The sequence below is a fragment of the Brevundimonas sp. genome (assembly GCF_051858995.1).
Classification (GTDB): Bacteria; Pseudomonadota; Alphaproteobacteria; order Caulobacterales; family Caulobacteraceae; genus Brevundimonas.
Map to the genome: position 1 here is coordinate 24,531 of NZ_JBHYGN010000012.1, position 16,045 is coordinate 40,575.

At 68.5% G+C, this 16,045-nt stretch carries 18 protein-coding genes; 14 read left to right on the forward strand and 4 right to left on the reverse strand.

The window, feature by feature from the left end; translation table 11 throughout:
• The first annotated feature begins 15 nt into the window (after positions 1 to 15).
• The 6 genes from ACTIEF_RS13735 to ACTIEF_RS13760 all read left to right on the forward strand — a co-directional run bounded on the left by ACTIEF_RS13735 (position 16) and on the right by ACTIEF_RS13760 (position 4,378).
• The gene (locus tag ACTIEF_RS13735) at positions 16 to 789 is read left to right on the forward strand and encodes a TonB family protein (protein ID WP_439472706.1); all 774 of its coding nucleotides are present in this window, start codon (positions 16 to 18) and stop codon (positions 787 to 789) included.
• A gap of 121 nt (positions 790 to 910) precedes the next feature.
• Positions 911 to 1,279: a 30S ribosomal protein S13 gene (gene rpsM / locus ACTIEF_RS13740; protein WP_331046916.1), complete on the forward strand. Its 369-nt coding sequence runs from the start codon at positions 911 to 913 to the stop codon at positions 1,277 to 1,279.
• Between the two features lie 10 nt (positions 1,280 to 1,289).
• Positions 1,290 to 1,679 (forward strand): 30S ribosomal protein S11, encoded by a 390-nt coding sequence (rpsK, locus tag ACTIEF_RS13745; protein WP_439472707.1) that lies wholly within the window; start codon positions 1,290 to 1,292, stop codon positions 1,677 to 1,679.
• A gap of 85 nt (positions 1,680 to 1,764) precedes the next feature.
• Entirely contained in the window at positions 1,765 to 2,784 is a 1,020-nt protein-coding gene (locus ACTIEF_RS13750; protein WP_439472708.1) for a DNA-directed RNA polymerase subunit alpha, read from the forward strand.
• A gap of 107 nt (positions 2,785 to 2,891) precedes the next feature.
• The gene (rplQ, locus tag ACTIEF_RS13755) at positions 2,892 to 3,311 is read left to right on the forward strand and encodes a 50S ribosomal protein L17 (RefSeq protein WP_141626277.1); all 420 of its coding nucleotides are present in this window, start codon (positions 2,892 to 2,894) and stop codon (positions 3,309 to 3,311) included.
• A 188-nt stretch (positions 3,312 to 3,499) separates the two neighbouring features.
• A complete protein-coding gene (locus ACTIEF_RS13760) occupies positions 3,500 to 4,378 on the forward strand; it encodes a hypothetical protein (RefSeq protein ID WP_439472709.1) in 879 nt (292 codons plus the stop codon).
• Here ACTIEF_RS13760 and ACTIEF_RS13765 read toward each other — a convergent pair.
• On the reverse strand, positions 4,350 to 5,210 hold the full coding sequence (locus ACTIEF_RS13765; protein WP_439472710.1) for a hypothetical protein: 861 nt from the start codon (positions 5,208 to 5,210) through the stop codon (positions 4,350 to 4,352). The genes ACTIEF_RS13760 and ACTIEF_RS13765 overlap by 29 nt on opposite strands.
• On the reverse strand, positions 5,200 to 6,108 hold the full coding sequence (locus ACTIEF_RS13770; protein WP_439472711.1) for an ABC transporter ATP-binding protein: 909 nt from the start codon (positions 6,106 to 6,108) through the stop codon (positions 5,200 to 5,202). Before ACTIEF_RS13770 ends, ACTIEF_RS13765 begins: the two co-directional genes overlap by 11 nt.
• Before the next feature lie 136 nt (positions 6,109 to 6,244).
• Between ACTIEF_RS13770 and ACTIEF_RS13775 the strand changes: the two genes are divergently transcribed.
• The 3 genes from ACTIEF_RS13775 to ACTIEF_RS13785 all read left to right on the forward strand — a co-directional run bounded on the left by ACTIEF_RS13775 (position 6,245) and on the right by ACTIEF_RS13785 (position 10,338).
• Positions 6,245 to 7,498, forward strand: a complete 1,254-nt coding sequence (locus ACTIEF_RS13775; protein ID WP_439472712.1) for an ectonucleotide pyrophosphatase/phosphodiesterase — start codon at positions 6,245 to 6,247, stop codon at positions 7,496 to 7,498.
• A gap of 80 nt (positions 7,499 to 7,578) precedes the next feature.
• The gene (locus ACTIEF_RS13780; RefSeq protein ID WP_439472713.1) at positions 7,579 to 8,889 is read left to right on the forward strand and encodes a TCR/Tet family MFS transporter; all 1,311 of its coding nucleotides are present in this window, start codon (positions 7,579 to 7,581) and stop codon (positions 8,887 to 8,889) included.
• Positions 8,890 to 8,964: 75 nt separating this feature from the next.
• Complete coding sequence (locus ACTIEF_RS13785) at positions 8,965 to 10,338, forward strand: trypsin-like peptidase domain-containing protein (protein ID WP_439472714.1); 1,374 nt, start codon at positions 8,965 to 8,967, stop codon at positions 10,336 to 10,338.
• On the opposite strand, the gene ACTIEF_RS13790 is transcribed toward ACTIEF_RS13785, so the two are convergent.
• Positions 10,335 to 10,754 carry a VOC family protein gene (locus tag ACTIEF_RS13790; protein ID WP_439472715.1) on the reverse strand — a complete coding sequence of 140 codons (420 nt, stop codon included), beginning with the start codon at positions 10,752 to 10,754 and terminating at the stop codon, positions 10,335 to 10,337. The genes ACTIEF_RS13785 and ACTIEF_RS13790 overlap by 4 nt on opposite strands.
• A 71-nt stretch (positions 10,755 to 10,825) precedes the next feature.
• Between ACTIEF_RS13790 and ACTIEF_RS13795 the strand changes: the two genes are divergently transcribed.
• The 5 genes from ACTIEF_RS13795 (at position 10,826) to ACTIEF_RS13815 (ending at position 14,642) form a co-directional block, all read left to right on the forward strand.
• Complete coding sequence (locus ACTIEF_RS13795) at positions 10,826 to 12,130, forward strand: replication-associated recombination protein A (RefSeq protein ID WP_439472716.1); 1,305 nt, start codon at positions 10,826 to 10,828, stop codon at positions 12,128 to 12,130.
• 126 nt (positions 12,131 to 12,256) lie between these two features.
• Positions 12,257 to 12,706 (forward strand): hypothetical protein, encoded by a 450-nt coding sequence (locus ACTIEF_RS13800; RefSeq protein ID WP_439472717.1) that lies wholly within the window; start codon positions 12,257 to 12,259, stop codon positions 12,704 to 12,706.
• 58 nt (positions 12,707 to 12,764) lie between these two features.
• The gene (locus ACTIEF_RS13805) at positions 12,765 to 13,184 is read left to right on the forward strand and encodes a hypothetical protein (RefSeq protein WP_439472718.1); all 420 of its coding nucleotides are present in this window, start codon (positions 12,765 to 12,767) and stop codon (positions 13,182 to 13,184) included.
• Positions 13,181 to 13,906, forward strand: coding sequence for an RluA family pseudouridine synthase (locus tag ACTIEF_RS13810; protein ID WP_439472719.1), 726 nt, complete (start codon positions 13,181 to 13,183; stop codon positions 13,904 to 13,906). Before ACTIEF_RS13805 ends, ACTIEF_RS13810 begins: the two co-directional genes overlap by 4 nt.
• A 232-nt stretch (positions 13,907 to 14,138) precedes the next feature.
• Entirely contained in the window at positions 14,139 to 14,642 is a 504-nt protein-coding gene (locus tag ACTIEF_RS13815; protein ID WP_439472720.1) for a CC0125/CC1285 family lipoprotein, read from the forward strand.
• Positions 14,643 to 14,721: 79 nt separating this feature from the next.
• Here ACTIEF_RS13815 and ACTIEF_RS13820 read toward each other — a convergent pair whose 3' ends face one another.
• Entirely contained in the window at positions 14,722 to 15,948 is a 1,227-nt protein-coding gene (locus ACTIEF_RS13820; protein WP_439472721.1) for a hypothetical protein, read from the reverse strand.
• Positions 15,949 to 16,045: the final 97 nt, after the last annotated feature.

The following is a 16,045-nucleotide window of genomic DNA, read 5'->3' on the forward strand; positions in this document are numbered from 1 at the left end:
CCGGGGAGGGCCGCCATGCATGTGATCGATCACCGACCGCCGCGGGCCTCGCGCACCTCGCGCACCACCGCCTTCCTGATCGTGCTGGCCCTTCATGCCCTGGTGCTGCTGTGGCTGGCGCTGGAGCGGGCAGGGGTCTTCCCCCCGGAAATCCCGGCCATCGAGGTGACCCTGTTCTCGGGCGGAGGCGGGGGAGCCCCCAGCGACGGCGCGGAGGCGACCAAGGTCTCGGCCCGCCGCGCCGCGCCGTCGTCGCTGCACGTGCCCGAGGTGGCCACGCCCCAGCCGGACAGCCCGGCCGCCCCGACCGAGACCGCGCCCCCGACCCTGATTCCCCCGATGAACCCCGGCATCGAGATCGCCGCCGAATCCGAGTCGGCGCCGTCCGGCGGCGTCCAGGGACTGACGGGCGCCGGGACAGGCACGGGCGGCGGCGTCGGCTCGGGCACAGGCACGGGGACCGGCGAGGGCGCCGGGGCGGGCAACAGCCCCTCGCGCTGGGTGCGCACCCTGACGCCGGCCGAGCGTGACGCCCACTATCCGCGCGACGCGGCCCATCGGCGGCTGTCGGGGCAGGTGGTGCTGAACTGCGTGGTCTACGCCAGCACCCGGATCGAACGCTGCCGGGTCCGCTCGGAATCACCGGGCGGGCAGGGATTCGGTCAGGCGGCCCTGCAGGCGGTGCGACTGATGCGGCGGCAGCCTCCGACCGTGAATGGACGCGTGAAATCCTCCCACCGCGAGGACCTGCTGATCATTTTCGCGCCCCCGGCGGCCCCTGCGGCATAACCGACCCGTTGACGGAAGCTGAATCCCCTGTATAAGGCCCGCTTCCGCGAAGGGCGCGCACGCTCCTGGTCTGTTGACCGGAGCGTTTATTGCGTCCGCACACGCGTATCTGGAGAGCTTCGTGGCCCGTATTGCTGGCGTCAACATCCCGACCAACAAGCGCGTTGAAATCGCGCTTCAGTACATCCATGGCATCGGCCCGGCGGCCGCCAAGGACATCACCGAGAAGGTCGGCATCGAATCCGCCCGTCGCGTCAATCAACTGACCGACGCGGAAGTGCTGCAGATCCGCGAGACGATCGACCGCGATCACACCGTGGAAGGCGACCTGCGCCGTGAGACCTCGATGAACATCAAGCGTCTGATGGACCTGGCCTGCTACCGCGGCCTGCGTCACCGCAAGGGCCTGCCGGTCCGCGGTCAGCGCACCCACACCAACGCCCGCACCCGCAAGGGTCCCGCCAAGCCGATCGCCGGCAAGAAGAAGTAAGAGCTGACACATGGCCAAGGAACCGGGTCGCGTTAAGAAGCGCGAGCGCAAGAACATCACCTCGGGCGTCGCCCACGTGAACGCCTCGTTCAACAACACGATGGTGACCATCACCGACGCTCAAGGGAACGCGATTTCCTGGTCGTCGGCCGGTCACATGGGCTTCAAGGGTTCGCGCAAGTCGACCCCGTACGCCGCCCAGATGGCTGCCGAAGACGCGGGCCGCAAGGCTGCCGAACACGGCGTCAAGACGCTGGAAGTCAACGTCTCGGGTCCGGGTTCCGGCCGTGAGTCGGCCCTGCGCGCCCTCCAGGCCGTCGGCATGACCATCACGACCATTCGCGACGTCACCCCGATGCCGCACAACGGTTGCCGTCCGCCGAAGCGCCGCCGCGTCTAAGCGAACCGCCGCCGACTCTATTCTCCGTCGCTCCCGAGACGCCTGACGAGGCGGGGAGCGGCGAACACCGACTCGAGGGACATCCATGATCGAACGAAACTGGCAAGAGCTGATCCGTCCCGAGAAGCCGCAGATCGAGGCGAGCTCCGACCCCCAGCGCAAGGCGCGCCTGGTCGCTGAGCCCCTGGAACGCGGTTTCGGCGTGACGCTCGGCAATGCCCTGCGCCGCGTTCTCCTGTCGTCGCTGCAAGGCGCCGCGGTGACCGCGATTCAAATCGACGGCGTCGTCCACGAATTCTCGTCGCTGGAAGGCGTGCGCGAAGACGTCGTCGACATCGTGCTGAACATCAAGCAACTGGCGCTGCGCATGCACGCTGAAGGTCCGAAGCGCATGACCCTGCGCGCCACGGGCCCCGGCGTCGTCACGGCCGGCCAGATCGACGTCCCCGCGGACATCGAGGTTCTGAACCCGGATCACGTCATCTGCACCCTGGATGACGGCGCTTCGGTCCGCATGGAACTGACCGTCCAGAACGGCAAGGGCTATGTGGCTTCGGAGTTCAACCGTCCGGAAGACGCCCCGATCGGCCTGATCGCCGTCGACGCCCTGTACTCGCCGGTCAAGCGCGTCGCCTATCGCGTCGAGCCGACCCGTCAGGGCCAGTCGCTGGATTACGACAAGCTGGTGCTGGAAGTCGAAACCAACGGCGCCGTCTCGCCGGTTGACGCTGTGGCTTACGCCTCGCGCATCCTGCAAGATCAGCTGCAGATCTTCATCACCTTCGACGAGCCGAAGAAGGCTGTTGAGCAGTCGGACGGCAAGCCCGACCTGCCCTTCAACCCGGCCCTGCTGAAGAAGGTGGACGAGCTGGAGCTGTCGGTCCGTTCGGCCAACTGCCTGAAGAACGACAACATCGTCTACATCGGCGACCTGATCCAGAAGACCGAGGGCGAAATGCTTCGCACCCCGAACTTCGGCCGCAAGTCGCTGAACGAGATCAAGGAAGTTCTCGCGACGATGGGCCTCAGCCTCGGCATGGATGTGCCGAACTGGCCGCCCGAAAACATCGAAGATCTGGCCAAGAAGTTCGACGACCAGATCTAGTTTCAACCCTCCGCCCATGACCCTTTCGGGATCGCGGAGCGGTTAGAATGAGAGAGCCCAAGGTCCACAGGTATGGTGGAAACCAGGGTTGAGTAGGAGAGACCCCGATGCGCCACGGCGCCGCCTATCGCAAGCTCGGCCGTACGGTCAGCCACCGCCAGGCCATGTTCGCCAACATGGCTGCTTCGCTGATCAAGCACGAGCAGATCACGACCACCCTGCCGAAGGCGAAGGAACTGCGTCCCTTCGTCGAGAAGCTGGTCACCCTCGCCAAGAAGGGCGACCTGCACGCTCGTCGTCAGGCCATCAGCCAGGTCCGTGACGTGCCGCAAGTCGGCAAGCTGTTCGAAACGATCGGCCCGCGCTATGCCGAACGTAACGGCGGCTACATCCGCATCATGAAGGCCGGCTTCCGTCACGGCGACAACGCCGCCATGGCCGTGATCGAGTTCGTCGACCGCGACGTCGACGCCAAGGGCCAGGACTCGGGTCCGGTCTATGAGATCGAGGGCGACGACGAAGCCTAAGCTTCGCTCGTTGGGGCAAGTGAAGGGGCGGCGGGCGAAAGCCTGCCGCCCCTTTCTGCGTTTGGCGGTCCGGTGCGGGCCACCGCCGATATGGCCGTGACGAGGCTGACGAAAGCTGACCGTGACGGCGTGGCGCTTGAAACCGGTCGCCACCATCCGTCAGGGTGAGAGAAACGGGAGTTTCTCGCATGCGCACAGGCTTGCTCGTTCTGACCGCCGCGCTGACCGCTTCCGTGGGCCTGACCGCCTGCTATCCGGCGAAGATCATGCAGTACGACCGGCCCGACACGCGGCTGGTGCTGGATCGGGTGCGCGCGGGGGAGGCGGACCGAGCTCAACTGGCGGATGGTCGGACGGTCGATCTGGCCCAGGCGGTGACCGCGGGCGAGCTGATCTGTTCGGTGCGGCTGGAGCCCGCCTGCCTGTCCGCGGCGCAGGTCGTGCGTCTGGAGACGAGCGAGGCGCCGGACACGCCCCTGTGGGTCTATGTGGTGGCGGCGCCCTTGACCCCCATCGTTCTGGCCAATGAAGCGATGGAGGGGCTGGATCGCGCCCTGACCGGCGGGCCGCAGACCTATAGCCTCGGCTGGGCGGCGAACTCGGGCAATCCCTGCCTCCCGTTCGTCCAGCGGGCGGACGGCGGCGCCTGGCCTTCGGACCAGAAGATCCGCGCCGACCTGTATCGCCGCCGGGCGGAGCTGGACGGCGCCTGTCTGATGCAGTTGGGGCGGGAGTACGCCATTCCGGTCCCGGCGCGGCGGCGGTTGCATCTGACCGGCCAGATCCGCGCCCGGTTCGAGGCCTTCGCCTGCGCCCGGCCGCGCCCGGAGGCCGAAGCGGACGCGCCTCGGGTCTTTGCCCCGCTGGGGCGGATCCACACCGAGGGACGCGAAGTCGGCTGGCCCCGCGAACTGGCGGGCCTGCTGGACGATCCGGCGACCTGGGCGACCTCCCCGGCGCTGACACAGGCCTGCACCGGAGCCGGAGGCGTGGCTCCTGATCCGGCGCCGGCGATGGCGCGCGCGCGCGAGGCCTGGCCTATTCCTTCGACAGGTCCTGCCGCTTGAACCAGACCAGCGCGCCGCCCAGCGGGACTAGGGTCCACAGGGCGAGGCCAGTCAGCGACCTCCAGATCACGGCGCCGGTCAGAGGCGCCTCCAGCGGGCCTTCCACCGCCGCCTTCAGCGTGTCGTAGGCGAGGCCCGGCAGGAGCAGTTGCAGCGTCCAGCCGCCGGGGTCCATGCCCAGCAGGGCCGGTCCGATCTGGCCGAAGATGCTCTGGATGAAGCCCAGCGCCCACGGCACGATCAGCGCCGCCAGCAGAGACCGCGTCATCACCGCCGCCAGCAGGCCAACGAGGGTGAACTGGACGATCCGGATATAGGACAGCAGCCAGGTCAGGGCGATGCCGCCCACATCCCCGCCATTGACCGAAAAGCTGAGGCCTCGGCCATAGACGAAGGCCTGGGCCAGCAGGAAGCAGAAGCTGGCGATCAGGAAGAACAGGCTGCCGACGATGGCGACGATCTTCACCACTCCCACCTTGGCGAGGATAAGGGAGGTGCGGTCGTTGCGGGCGCTGATCAGACGCCAGGTCTCCCATCGATAGTCCCCCGCATAGATGGTGGCGGCGGCGATCAGGACGCAGATCAGGACGAAGCCGTTGGCGCACGCCCCGGCGGCCAGACCCAGGGCGTCGCCCAGGTTCACGGCCTCGGAGGGCAGGTTGATATCCAGGTTTGCGGCCTTGGCCGCTTCGTCGCCCTTGGTCTTGGTGATCCAGTGGAACAGCACGCCGCCGATGGCGAACAGGACCGGTGTCAGAAGGGTCGACAGAACAACCAGCACCCGGTTCAACGAGAAGCGGTAGCCCTCGGCTCTTAGCGCATCAACGAGCATGGTCGGCCTCCTGAACGGCGCCCGTCTCGGTGAAGAAGATGCTCTCAAGGTCGGCGCCGACCCATTTGGCTTCGTGAATGTCGACGCCCTGTTCGACCAGGGCGCGGATCAGGGCGGGGCCGTCCTCGCGGCGGATCTCGGCCAGCACGGCCTCGCCGTCGCGGGTCGCCTTGACGCTGAGCGCGCCCAGCACCTTCTCGACCGGCGTGCCGATCAGGCGCAGTCGCTCGCCGCCGGCGGCGGTCAGTTCGCTGACCGCGCCCTCCAGCACCAGCTTGCCCTTGTTCATGATGGCCACGCGGTCGCAGATGCGCTGGACTTCGCTGAGCTGGTGGCTGGCCAGAACCACGGTCACGCCGTCGTCGGCGGCCAGCGACCGGATCAGGCCGCGCATCTCCTGGATGCCGGGCGGGTCCATGCCGCTGGTCGGCTCATCGAGGATGACGAGGTCGGGCCGGGTCATCAGTGAGGCGGCAATGCCGAGGCGCTGCATCATGCCGACCGAGAAGCCGCGCACCTTGCGGTCCGCCGCCCGGGTCAGGCCGACCCGCTCCAGCCAGTAGGGGATGTCCGCCTCGCCGCCGTGGCCATGCTCCAGCGCCAGCCAGCGCAGAACCATGCGGGCGGTCATGTAGGGCGGGAAGCGCGGGGTCTCGATCATTGAGCCCATCCGGCGCATGGCGGCCACGTCGCCGACGGGCCCGCCCATGACGGTGGCCGAACCGTCCGTCGGCTGGATCAGGCCCAGCAGGATGCGGAACAGGGTCGACTTGCCGGCGCCGTTCGGCCCCAGCACCCCATAGACCCCGCCCTTGGGAATCGTCAGGTCCAGGCCGTCCAGGGCGCGGACGTCGCCATAGGTCTTGGTCAGACCGCGGGTTTCGATGACAGCGTTCATAAAGCGAAGGTTGAGCGTGTGTCGGGGCGGCTGGCAAGGCGGGTTCGCATTAAGCTTTTGCAACCGCGACCGGGGTTCGTCGTGTGACTGTCGTCCGGGGAGGCTAGGCAGGCCGCTTCGCTGTCCAGAGCCCGTCATGTTCCTTCGCGCCCTGTTCCTGACCCTCGGCGCCGTTTCGGCGCTGGCGACGGCCCCGATGCCGGCTCAGGCCCAAGCTCAGGGCCAGACTACGGCCGCGACCCGCGAGCGTCCGGTGATCCTGATCGGCGTTGACGGCTTCCGCGCGGACTATCTGGACCCGGCGCGGACCCCGACCTTGTCTCGACTGGCCGCCGAGGGCGTGCAGACCGTGGACGGCATGCGTCCGTCCTGGCCCAGCGTGACCTTCCCGAACTTCTATACGCTGGTGACCGGCCTGCATCCGGACCACCACGGGCTGGTCTACAACTCGATGCGGGACGCCAACCTGCCGGACCGCCGCTTCTCTCTGGGCAACCGCGCCGAGGTGATGGACCGGGTCTGGTACGAGGGCGGCGAGCCCATCTGGGTGACGGCCCACAACGCCGGCCTGCGCAGCGCCGCCATGTTCTGGCCGGGCTCGGAGGCGCCGGTGCGCGGCGTGCGCCCCGACTACTGGGTGCCCTATGAGAAGGGCGTGCCGTCGCTGTCGCGGGTGAACATCCTGCTGGGCTGGCTCAGCCTGCCGCCGGAAGAGCGCCCGGCCATCTCGACCCTGTATTTCGACATTGTGGACACGCAAGGCCACACCTTTGGCCTCGCCGCGCCCGAGACCCTGCAGGCCGTCGCCGACGTTGACGCGGCGATCAAGGCGCTCGTCGAAGGGCTTCAGAAGCTGAACCTTGAGGCCGATCTGGTCATCGTGGCCGACCACGGCATGGCGGCCCTGTCGCCCGATCGGGTGGCCTATCTGGACGACATGGTCGATCCGGCGGCGATCAATGTGCTGGGCGCCGGGGCTCTGGTCCTGCTGGATCCCGTTCCGGGCCGCGAGGCCGAGGTCGAGGCGGCCCTGCTGGGCGTGAAGCCGCACATGGAATGCTGGCGCAAGGGCGAAGTCCCGGCGCGTCTGGTCTACGGGACCCACCCGCGCGTCCCGGCCATCGTCTGTCTGGTCGAGACCGGCTGGACCATCGGCGCCCGCGACCGCACCCGCGCCGAACGGATGACCGGCGGCGCCCACGGCTATGACAATCAGGCGCCGGAAATGCGCGCCCTGTTCATCGCCCACGGCCCGGCCTTCGCCCCGGGCGTCCGCCTGACGGAGATGGACAGCATCGACGTCGAGCCCCTGCTGGTCCGTTTGCTGGGCGTCACCGGTCCCGCCGTGGACGGCCGCGCCGAGGACACCCTGCCGGCGATGGCGCGCTGAGGGGGGGCGACTGCTGCCAGGTCCCGGCTGACCCGCGTCACCGGATGGGCTAGAAGGCGCGTCCTTCTGAAGGTCCGACCATGAACGCCCTCGACGATCTGAAAGTCCGCCGCGCGGCCATCGCCTTCATTCTGGTGACGGCGGTGCTCGACATCGTGGCCATGGGGATCATCATCCCCGTCCTGCCGCACCTGATCGAGGAGTTCGTCGGCTCCAACGCCCAGGCGGGCTGGATCAACGGGGTCTTCGTGGCCCTGTGGGCGGGGATGCAGTTCCTCTGCTCGCCCATCATCGGCTCCCTGTCGGACAAGTACGGGCGTCGTCCGGTCATCCTGATCAGCTGCGCCGGGCTGGCGCTCGACTATGTGCTGATGGCCGTGGCGCCGAACCTGTGGTGGCTGGCGGCGGGGCGGATCATCGCCGGGATCACCTCGTCCAGCTTCACCACCGTCTTCGCCTATATGGCCGACATCACCGAGCCGGAGAAACGCGCCAAGGCCTATGGGCTGATCGGGGCGGCCTTCTCGGGCGGCTTCGTGCTGGGGCCGGTGCTGGGGGGCTTCCTGGGCGAGCTGGGGCCGCGCGTGCCTTTCTGGTTCGCCGCCGTCCTGTCGGGCGTGGCCTTCATCTACGGCCTGTTCGTCCTGCCCGAGAGCCTGGCGCCCGAGAAGCGGATGGCCTTCAGCTGGAAGCGGGCCAATCCCGTCGGCGCCCTGATCCTGCTCAAGCGGCACGCCGAACTGGCCGGGCTCGCGGTCGTGAACTTCCTGCTCTACTTCGCCCACCACGTCTTCTCGGCGGTGTTCGTACTCTACGCCGCCCTGCGCTATGGCTGGGGACCGGTGCAGGTCGGCCTGCTGCTGGCCCTGGTCGGCGTGCTGGACATGATCGTGCAGGGGCTGCTGGTCGGGCCGGTGTCCAAGCGGCTGGGCGAGCGCTCGACCCTGGTGCTGGGCCTGTTCGGCGGGACCATCGGCATCAGCCTGATGGGCTGGGCGCCGACCGGCTGGGCTTTCATCGCCGCCATGCTGCCCAACGCCCTGTGGGGGCTGGCCATGCCGACCATTCAGGCCCTGATGACCCGCCGCGTCGGCGAGGACGAGCAGGGCCAGCTGCAGGGCGCCAACAACAGCGTCGGCGCCATCGCCGGCGTGCTGTCGCCCCTGTTCTTCGGGTGGATCTACACCCACTCCACCGGCGGCCATTTCCAGGGTGTCGCGACCTGGATCGAAAGCTGGGCGGGGCACGGCCCGGCCTCGCGCCTGCTGGTCGGCGGCCTCTACGATCCGGGGCTGGCCTTCTATCTGGCCGCGGTCGTCCTGTTCCTGGCCGGGATCATCGGCTGGATCGTCGGACGGAATGCCACGCGGGCCGAGGCTGCAGAAGCGTAACAAACCGGCCTTGATCCGGCCCGAAAGACGGAGCCGTATGGGAACGTCCTTCCCGCCTTTGCTTTACGGATGACGATGAAGACCGGCTCTATCGCGATCGCGCTCGCCCTTACGCTCGCCGCCTGCGGACAACCCAACAGCTCCAAGGCCCAGGAGGGGGTGTTCTCCGACAACCGGGTCGTGCCCGGCGACGCCATGGCGATGAAGTCCAGCTTCGCGCCCGTGGTCCGCGCCGCCGCGCCCGCCGTCGTCAACATCGCCGCTCGGGGCGTGCAGCAGGTCCGGGATCCGTTCTGGGGGATCCCCGGCCAGCGCGAGACCGGCTCGGTCGGCTCCGGCGTCATCGTCCGCGACAACGGGGTGGTGGTGACAAACTACCATGTCATCAACGGCATGAGCTCCATCCGGGTCATCCTGAACGACCGACGCGAGTTCGACGCCCGCGTGGTGCTGGGCGACGAGCGCTCAGATCTGGCCGTGCTCCAACTGCAGGGCGTCAATGAGCGCCTGCCGACGCTGAACATCGACGACCGCGAGGAACAGCAGGTCGGCGATCTGGTGCTGGCCATCGGCAATCCGTTCGGGGTGGGCCAGACGGTCACCAACGGCATCATCTCGGCCCTGAACCGCACCGAGACCAACATTTCGGACAGCGGCTCCTTCATCCAGACCGACGCGGCCATCAACCCGGGCAACTCGGGCGGGGCGCTGGTGGACATGGACGGCGACCTGATCGGCATCAACTCGGCCATCTTCTCGCGTTCGGGCACCTCATCCGGCGTCGGCTTCGCCATCCCCGCCGCCCAGGTGAAGCGGGTGGTGGACACCGCCGTTGGCGGCGCGACCGCCGTTGTGCGCCCCTGGCTGGGCGTGAAGGGCGAGACGGTCAGCGCCGACATCGCCCGCAGCCTGGGCCTCGAGCGTCCGCAAGGCGTGCTCGTCACCAATGTCTGGACCAACGGTCCCGGCGCGCGGGCGGGCATTCAGGAAGGCGATCTGATCACCTCCGTCGACGGCGCCGAGGTCAATGATCAGGGCGGGCTGAACTTCCGCGTCGGCCTGCATGCGCCCAATGAGACGGTCGAGGTCGGCATCCTGCGCGACGGTCGCCGCCAGACGCTGAACGCCCGCATCAGCCCGCTGCCGGGCGATCCGGACACCGACAAGGCGACCCTGATCCAGCAGGGCGGCTTGTCCGGCGCCCAGGTGCTGGCGCTGAACCCGGCCCTGGCCGACAGCCTGGGCGGCGATCCCTTCCTGACCGGTGTCATCATCGGCGGCGTCCAGCGCGGCAGCTACGCCAACCGCGTCGGCTTCCAGGGCGGCGATGTCATCACCGCCGTCAACGGCCGCGCCGTCAGCAGTGTCGCCCAGCTCAGCAACGTCGGACGCGGCGCCGAGGTGACCATCAACCGCCGCGGTCGCGTGATGACCGGGACAATCCGCTAGGGCTTCAGCGGGCCGCCGATCGACCAGGTGTGGCCGAACGGGTCCTTCAGCTGGCCGTAGCGGTTGCCCCAGAACTGGTCCGCCAGCGGATAGAGGGGCACGCCGCCGGCCAGGATGGCGCGGTTCCACCATTCGTCGGCGTCGTCGACCTGCAGGTGCAGGGTCACGCCGGTGGGGACGCTGTCCTGCACGCCGTTGAACTCGGGGAACTCGTCGGCCAGCATCACCGGGCCGCCGTTGATGTGAAGATAGGCGTGCATCAGCCGCTCGCCGTCCTCGGCCAGCAGGCGCCGCTCCTCCACCGCCCCGAAGGCGCGCTGGTAGAATTCGATGGCCGCCTGACCGCCACGCGAGGGGATGGTCAGGTGGGGCGTCACGCCCGTGATCGGTCCCTGCGGCGTCTGATCGTCGGCCATGTCACTCTCCTTGGCGGCTGCACACAGTAACGCGTGAAATGCGCGCCGGTAACGCCTATCTCTGACCGCCTATGACCGACCTGTTCGAAGCCTCCGGCATCCATCCCCCCGACGCTCCGCTGGCCGACCGCCTGCGGCCTCAAACGCTTGCGGAGGTGGTCGGGCAGGATCATCTGCTGGGCGAGGGCGGCCCGATCCGCCGCATGATCGAGGCGGGCCGTCTGGGCTCAATGATCCTGTGGGGACCGCCCGGCACCGGCAAGACCACCATCGCCCGTCTGCTGGCGAAGGCGGCGGGCTATCAGTACCAGCAGATCAGCGCCGTCTTCTCCGGCGTCGCCGACCTGAAGAAGGCGTTCGAGCAGGCGCGGATGCGTCGCGCCGCCGGGCAGTCGACCCTGCTGTTCGTCGACGAAATCCACCGCTTCAACCGCGCCCAGCAGGACGGCTTCCTGCCGTTCGTGGAGGAGGGGATCGTCACCCTCGTCGGGGCCACGACCGAGAACCCCTCGTTCGAGCTGAACGGGGCGCTGCTGTCGCGGTCACAGGTCTATGTACTGAAGCGGCTGGACGATGCGGCGCTGGGTCAACTGTTGATCCGGGCCGAGGCGATGGAGGGCAAGAGCCTGCCCCTGACGCCCGAGGCGCGTCATGCCCTGCTGGCCCTGGCCGACGGGGACGGGCGATACTTGCTGACCATGTCGGAGGTGCTGTTCGACCTGCAGGGCGTGGAGCCGCTGGACGTGCAGGCGCTGGCCGGCATCCTTCAGAAGCGGGCGCCCGCTTACGACAAGAGTCGAGAAGAGCACTACAACCTCATATCCGCGCTGCATAAATCGGTTCGCGGGTCAGACCCGGATGCGGCCCTCTACTGGCTGGCGCGGATGTTGAACGGGGGCGAGGATCCGTTGTATCTGGCCCGCCGGATCGTGCGGATGGCGGTCGAGGACATCGGTCAGGCCGACCCCCTGTCCATCCTCGTCGCCAATGCGGCCAAGGACACCTACGACTTCCTGGGCAGTCCCGAGGGCGAACTGGCGCTGGCCCAGGCGGTCGTCCATCTGGCCACCGCGCCTAAGTCGGTCGGCGTCTATGAGGCCTACAAGGCGGCGAAGCGGGCGGCGGCGGAAACCGGCTCCCTGATGCCGCCCGCCCACATCCGCAACGCCCCGACCAAGCTCATGAAGGACCTCGGCTACGGCAAGGGCTACCAGTACGACCCCGACGCCGAGGACGGCTTCTCGGGCGCCAACTTCTTCCCCGAGGGGATGGAGCGCCGCGTCTTCTACAAGCCCAAGGGCGAGGGCCACGAGGCCAAGGTCAAGGAACGGCTGGAACGTTGGGCCGAGATGCGGGCGCGGAAGTCGGGGCTGTAACCCTCTCCTCAATGCGACCGTCATCCCGGACTTCGTCGGGATGACGGTAGCGGGTTGGGTCCCACCGTTGCCGTAACGCCGGTTCCGGAGCATGCTCGCCCCATCACATGACCTTGGGAGGGGACCATGACTGATACTGGCTCGATGACCGTGAAGACGCCCTGGCACCTTTGGGTGGTCGGGATCGTGGGCGTGCTCTGGAACGCCTATGGCTGCTTCGACTGGACGATGACCAATACGCAGGGCGAGGAATATCTGCGCGGCTACGGCATGACCGAGGCCCAGATCGCCTATTTCCACGCCATGCCCGCCTGGACCCATGCGACCTGGGCCCTCGGCGTCTGGGGCGGCATGCTGGGGGCGATCCTGCTGCTGGTCCGCAAGAAATGGGCGTTGCACGCCTTCATCCTGTCCTTCGCCGGCTTCCTCGGCGGGCTGGTCTACAGCTACGGGATGTCCAACGCCTCGGAGGTGATGGGCGAGGGCTCGTGGATCATGCAGGTGGTGATCGGCGCGGGCTGCGTCTTCTTCATCTGGTACGCCTGGTTCGCGACCAGGCGCGGCGTGCTGCGCTGACAGGAACGGCTTGGGCCAAGCTCTTGGGTAAGGTGCGGATCGTGCTAAGCGGTCGCGCATGCAGATCGTCGCCCACCGCCGCACCCTGACCCTCGCCGCCGCCTGCCTGATCGGGGCGGGCGTGCTGATCCAGTGGCTGCTGGGCTATCGCCTCAACGCGGGCTCGGCGCCGATGGTCGAGATCGGGGCGCTGGTCCTGTACGGCGTCGCCATCCTCCTGATGGCCGTGCCGCAGGGGCGGGGACGGCCGCTGATGGCCGCCGGGCTAGGCTTCATCCTGATGTGCTGGGCGGTGCACCTGAACGCCCGCCTGTCCGTCTTCCTCGAGACCGAGGCCGGCGGCCACGTCATCGCCGCCCACCGCATTCTGCTGGCGACCCTGTTCGCGGCGCCGCTCTGCGGCCTCATCGTCGGGGCGATCGCAGGCATTCTGGTGCGCGGCGACCGCATCCGCTTCGCGCCGAAGGCGTCGTCGTGAGCCCGCGCGTCCCCGTCGAGCTGGCCCCCGAGGAGATCGCCGCCGTCCGCTCGTGGGTGATCCACGAGGACGAGCATGTGCTGGCCTTCAACAAGCCGTCCGGCCTGTCCAGCCAGGGCGGGCGGATCCAGGCGCATACGCTGGACGACCTGCTGTGGGCCTTCATGCGCTCGAACGGCAAGCGGCCCGAACTGGTGCATCGGCTGGACCGCGACACCTCCGGCGTCATCATCGCCGCCCGGACCAAGCCCGCCGCCGGCTTCCTTGGCAAGGCCATGCAGGCGCGGCGGTTCAAGAAGACCTATCAGGCCCTGATCGCCTCGGCGCCCGAGCCGCGCGCCGGGACCATTGAGGCGCCCCTGCTGCGGCAGGAGGTCGGGCGTGAAAGCTATATGCGCGTCGTGGCGCCCGACACGCCGGGCGCTCAGGCGGCGCTCAGTCGCTATCGCACCCTGGCGTCGTCGGAAGACGGCGCGCTGGTCGAGCTGGACCCCGCCACGGGCCGGATGCACCAGCTCCGCGTCCATATGGCCTCCATCGGCCGTCCACTGGTGGGGGACGTCCGCTATGGGGGAGCCTTGACCTTCGCCGGACGAGGGGCGTCACGCCTGATGCTGCACGCCTCGAAGCTGGTCTTCCCGCATCCGTCCGGCGGCTATGTCACCGTGGAAGCCCCGCTGCCCGAGGACTTTGTGGCGCTGAAGGCGGCGGCGGGACTCTGAGCTTTCCTCCCCGTTCGCGTTGCGAAGGGGGAGGTGGCGCGCTTCGGATACGAAGCGTGGAGGGGGCGGCTCCGGCTTTTGAAAGCCGTCCGCCCAAACCCTCGCTGCCCGCGCCGCCCCCTCCGTTTCCTCGCGATACTCGGAGCCACCTCCCCATCGCGGACCGCGACGGGGAGGAGACAGGAACCTCTATTCGCCGCTACGGTTACCCTCCCGAACACGGAGTTGCGTCATGAAGCGTCTCGCCCTGCCTCTGATCCTCGCCGCCGGCCTGGGCCTGTCGGCCTGCGCCAGTCTGGCCCCCTACGGCGCCCAGCAGGGGCCGCGCGGGCAGGGCTATTCCGAGCAACGGATCGAGAGCAATCGCTACCGCGTCACCTACAACGGCGTCGGCGCGCCCGGCCCGGTGGCCGATTACGCCCTGCTGCGTGCGGCCGAACTGACCACCCAGGAAGGCTATGACTGGTTCGAAGTCACCCAGCGCTGGACCGACGGCCGTCCCGACAGCGCCGGCGGTGTCCGCCCCAGCGTCGGCGTCAGCTATGGCTCCGGCCGGTCGTCGGGTCGCTACGGCAGCTATTCCAGCTCGGGCGTGGGCGTCGGCCTAGGCCTGAACTTCAGCGGCCCGTCTCCGACCTCGACCTCGCTGGAAGTGGTCATGGGGCGGGGCGCGAAACCGGATCGGCCTGAGGCGTATGACGCGCGCGGCGTGAGGGATGCGCTCCGCAGGAATTAGGGAGTAGGAACTGGGAATTGGCCGGGAGTGGCTGGAGCAGGCGCAGTCGCCCTAATTCCTACTCCCTAAGCCTTAATTCCTACCGCCCCCGCGTCAGCGCCCGGTATTCCACCAGCCGCTCCTTGTCGCGACGAACCTGATCGGCGACGGCGTTGTCCACGTCGAGCGAGGCGTAGCGGACCCAGCCCTCGACGCCCAGCTTGTCCTGAACGGCGGCAACCGGGGTGCGCCAGCGGAAGTAGGACAGCCAGCTGACCGCCGCACCCAGCGCAACGGCCAGGGCCTGCAGCGCGCGGAAGGCGCCGGCGTCGTTCGGCGCGGGCTCCAGCAGGAACAGAGCCAGCCAGACGATGAAGACCAGCGGCGTCATGATCCGCTGCGCCCAACGCATCCAGTAGCGCTCGCGCCGGACGCGCCACAGCTCCATCTGGACGTACTTTTCCAGGTACTCCATCCGCGCCCCGATCCACATGGTCAGGCGGGTCAGATACAGGGCGCGTTTGCCCCAGCCCTTGCCGTCCATCTGGTACTGGGTCTCGGCCTGATCGGCCATGGCGCGGGCGCTCGTGAACAGGTTCTGCAACTCGCGCGTCCGCGTCACGATCTCGCGCGACAGCTCGTAGGAGTCGTTCTCCAGCTGGAACCGGTACTGGATGAACAGGATCGCCTGCGCGGCCCAGAAGACGCCGACCACGGCCAGCATCGCGGCGAAGGCCAGGCCCAGACCCATCGGCGGCGAGCCGGTCCAGCTCGAGAACCAGGTCGGCCCCAGAGTCGCCAGCAGGGTGAAGCCGATCAGGGCGGCCAGCTGGCTGCCCCGCTTGACCGAGACGTGCACCACCAGCGCCCGGAAGACGCGGCGGCCATAGTCGTGGATCAGCTTGCGGATGTCGCTGTCGACCGGGAAGCGCTCCTCGATCTGGCGGCTGAACAGGACGTGGAAGCGGTCCGGCTTGCCCTCGCTCTCCCAGAAGGGGAACAGGTCCAGCGGCTGGTTGAAATACTCGTCGATATGGCTCGACACCGCGGCCACCGAGGCCGGGTCGTACGAGAAATACTCGCTGTCCTGGATCGGGCGCAGGATGCCGTCGGCGCTGCGCAGCGGCGGGGCGGCGGTCTGTGAAGTCGGCTGCGGCGCTTCGCGGTTCGGGCTGTCCTGGGCGCCGGGCGGGGGCGGGTTGGCCGTCGCCTGCAGGCGCTGGTCATGCCCGTGACCCCCGTGGCCCCCATCGAAGGGCTGGGGTTCAGGCGCATTGTGCGGATGCGCGTGCGGGTCGGGGGCGTGGTTGTGATCGTCGTGCGACATGGCGCTTCGGCGGTCCTTGCGAGTCTCGATGCCCGACTATGGCAGATCGCGCCGCCGGGCGGACGGCGTTCTCTCACGACGCGAAGCGCCGCCGCTC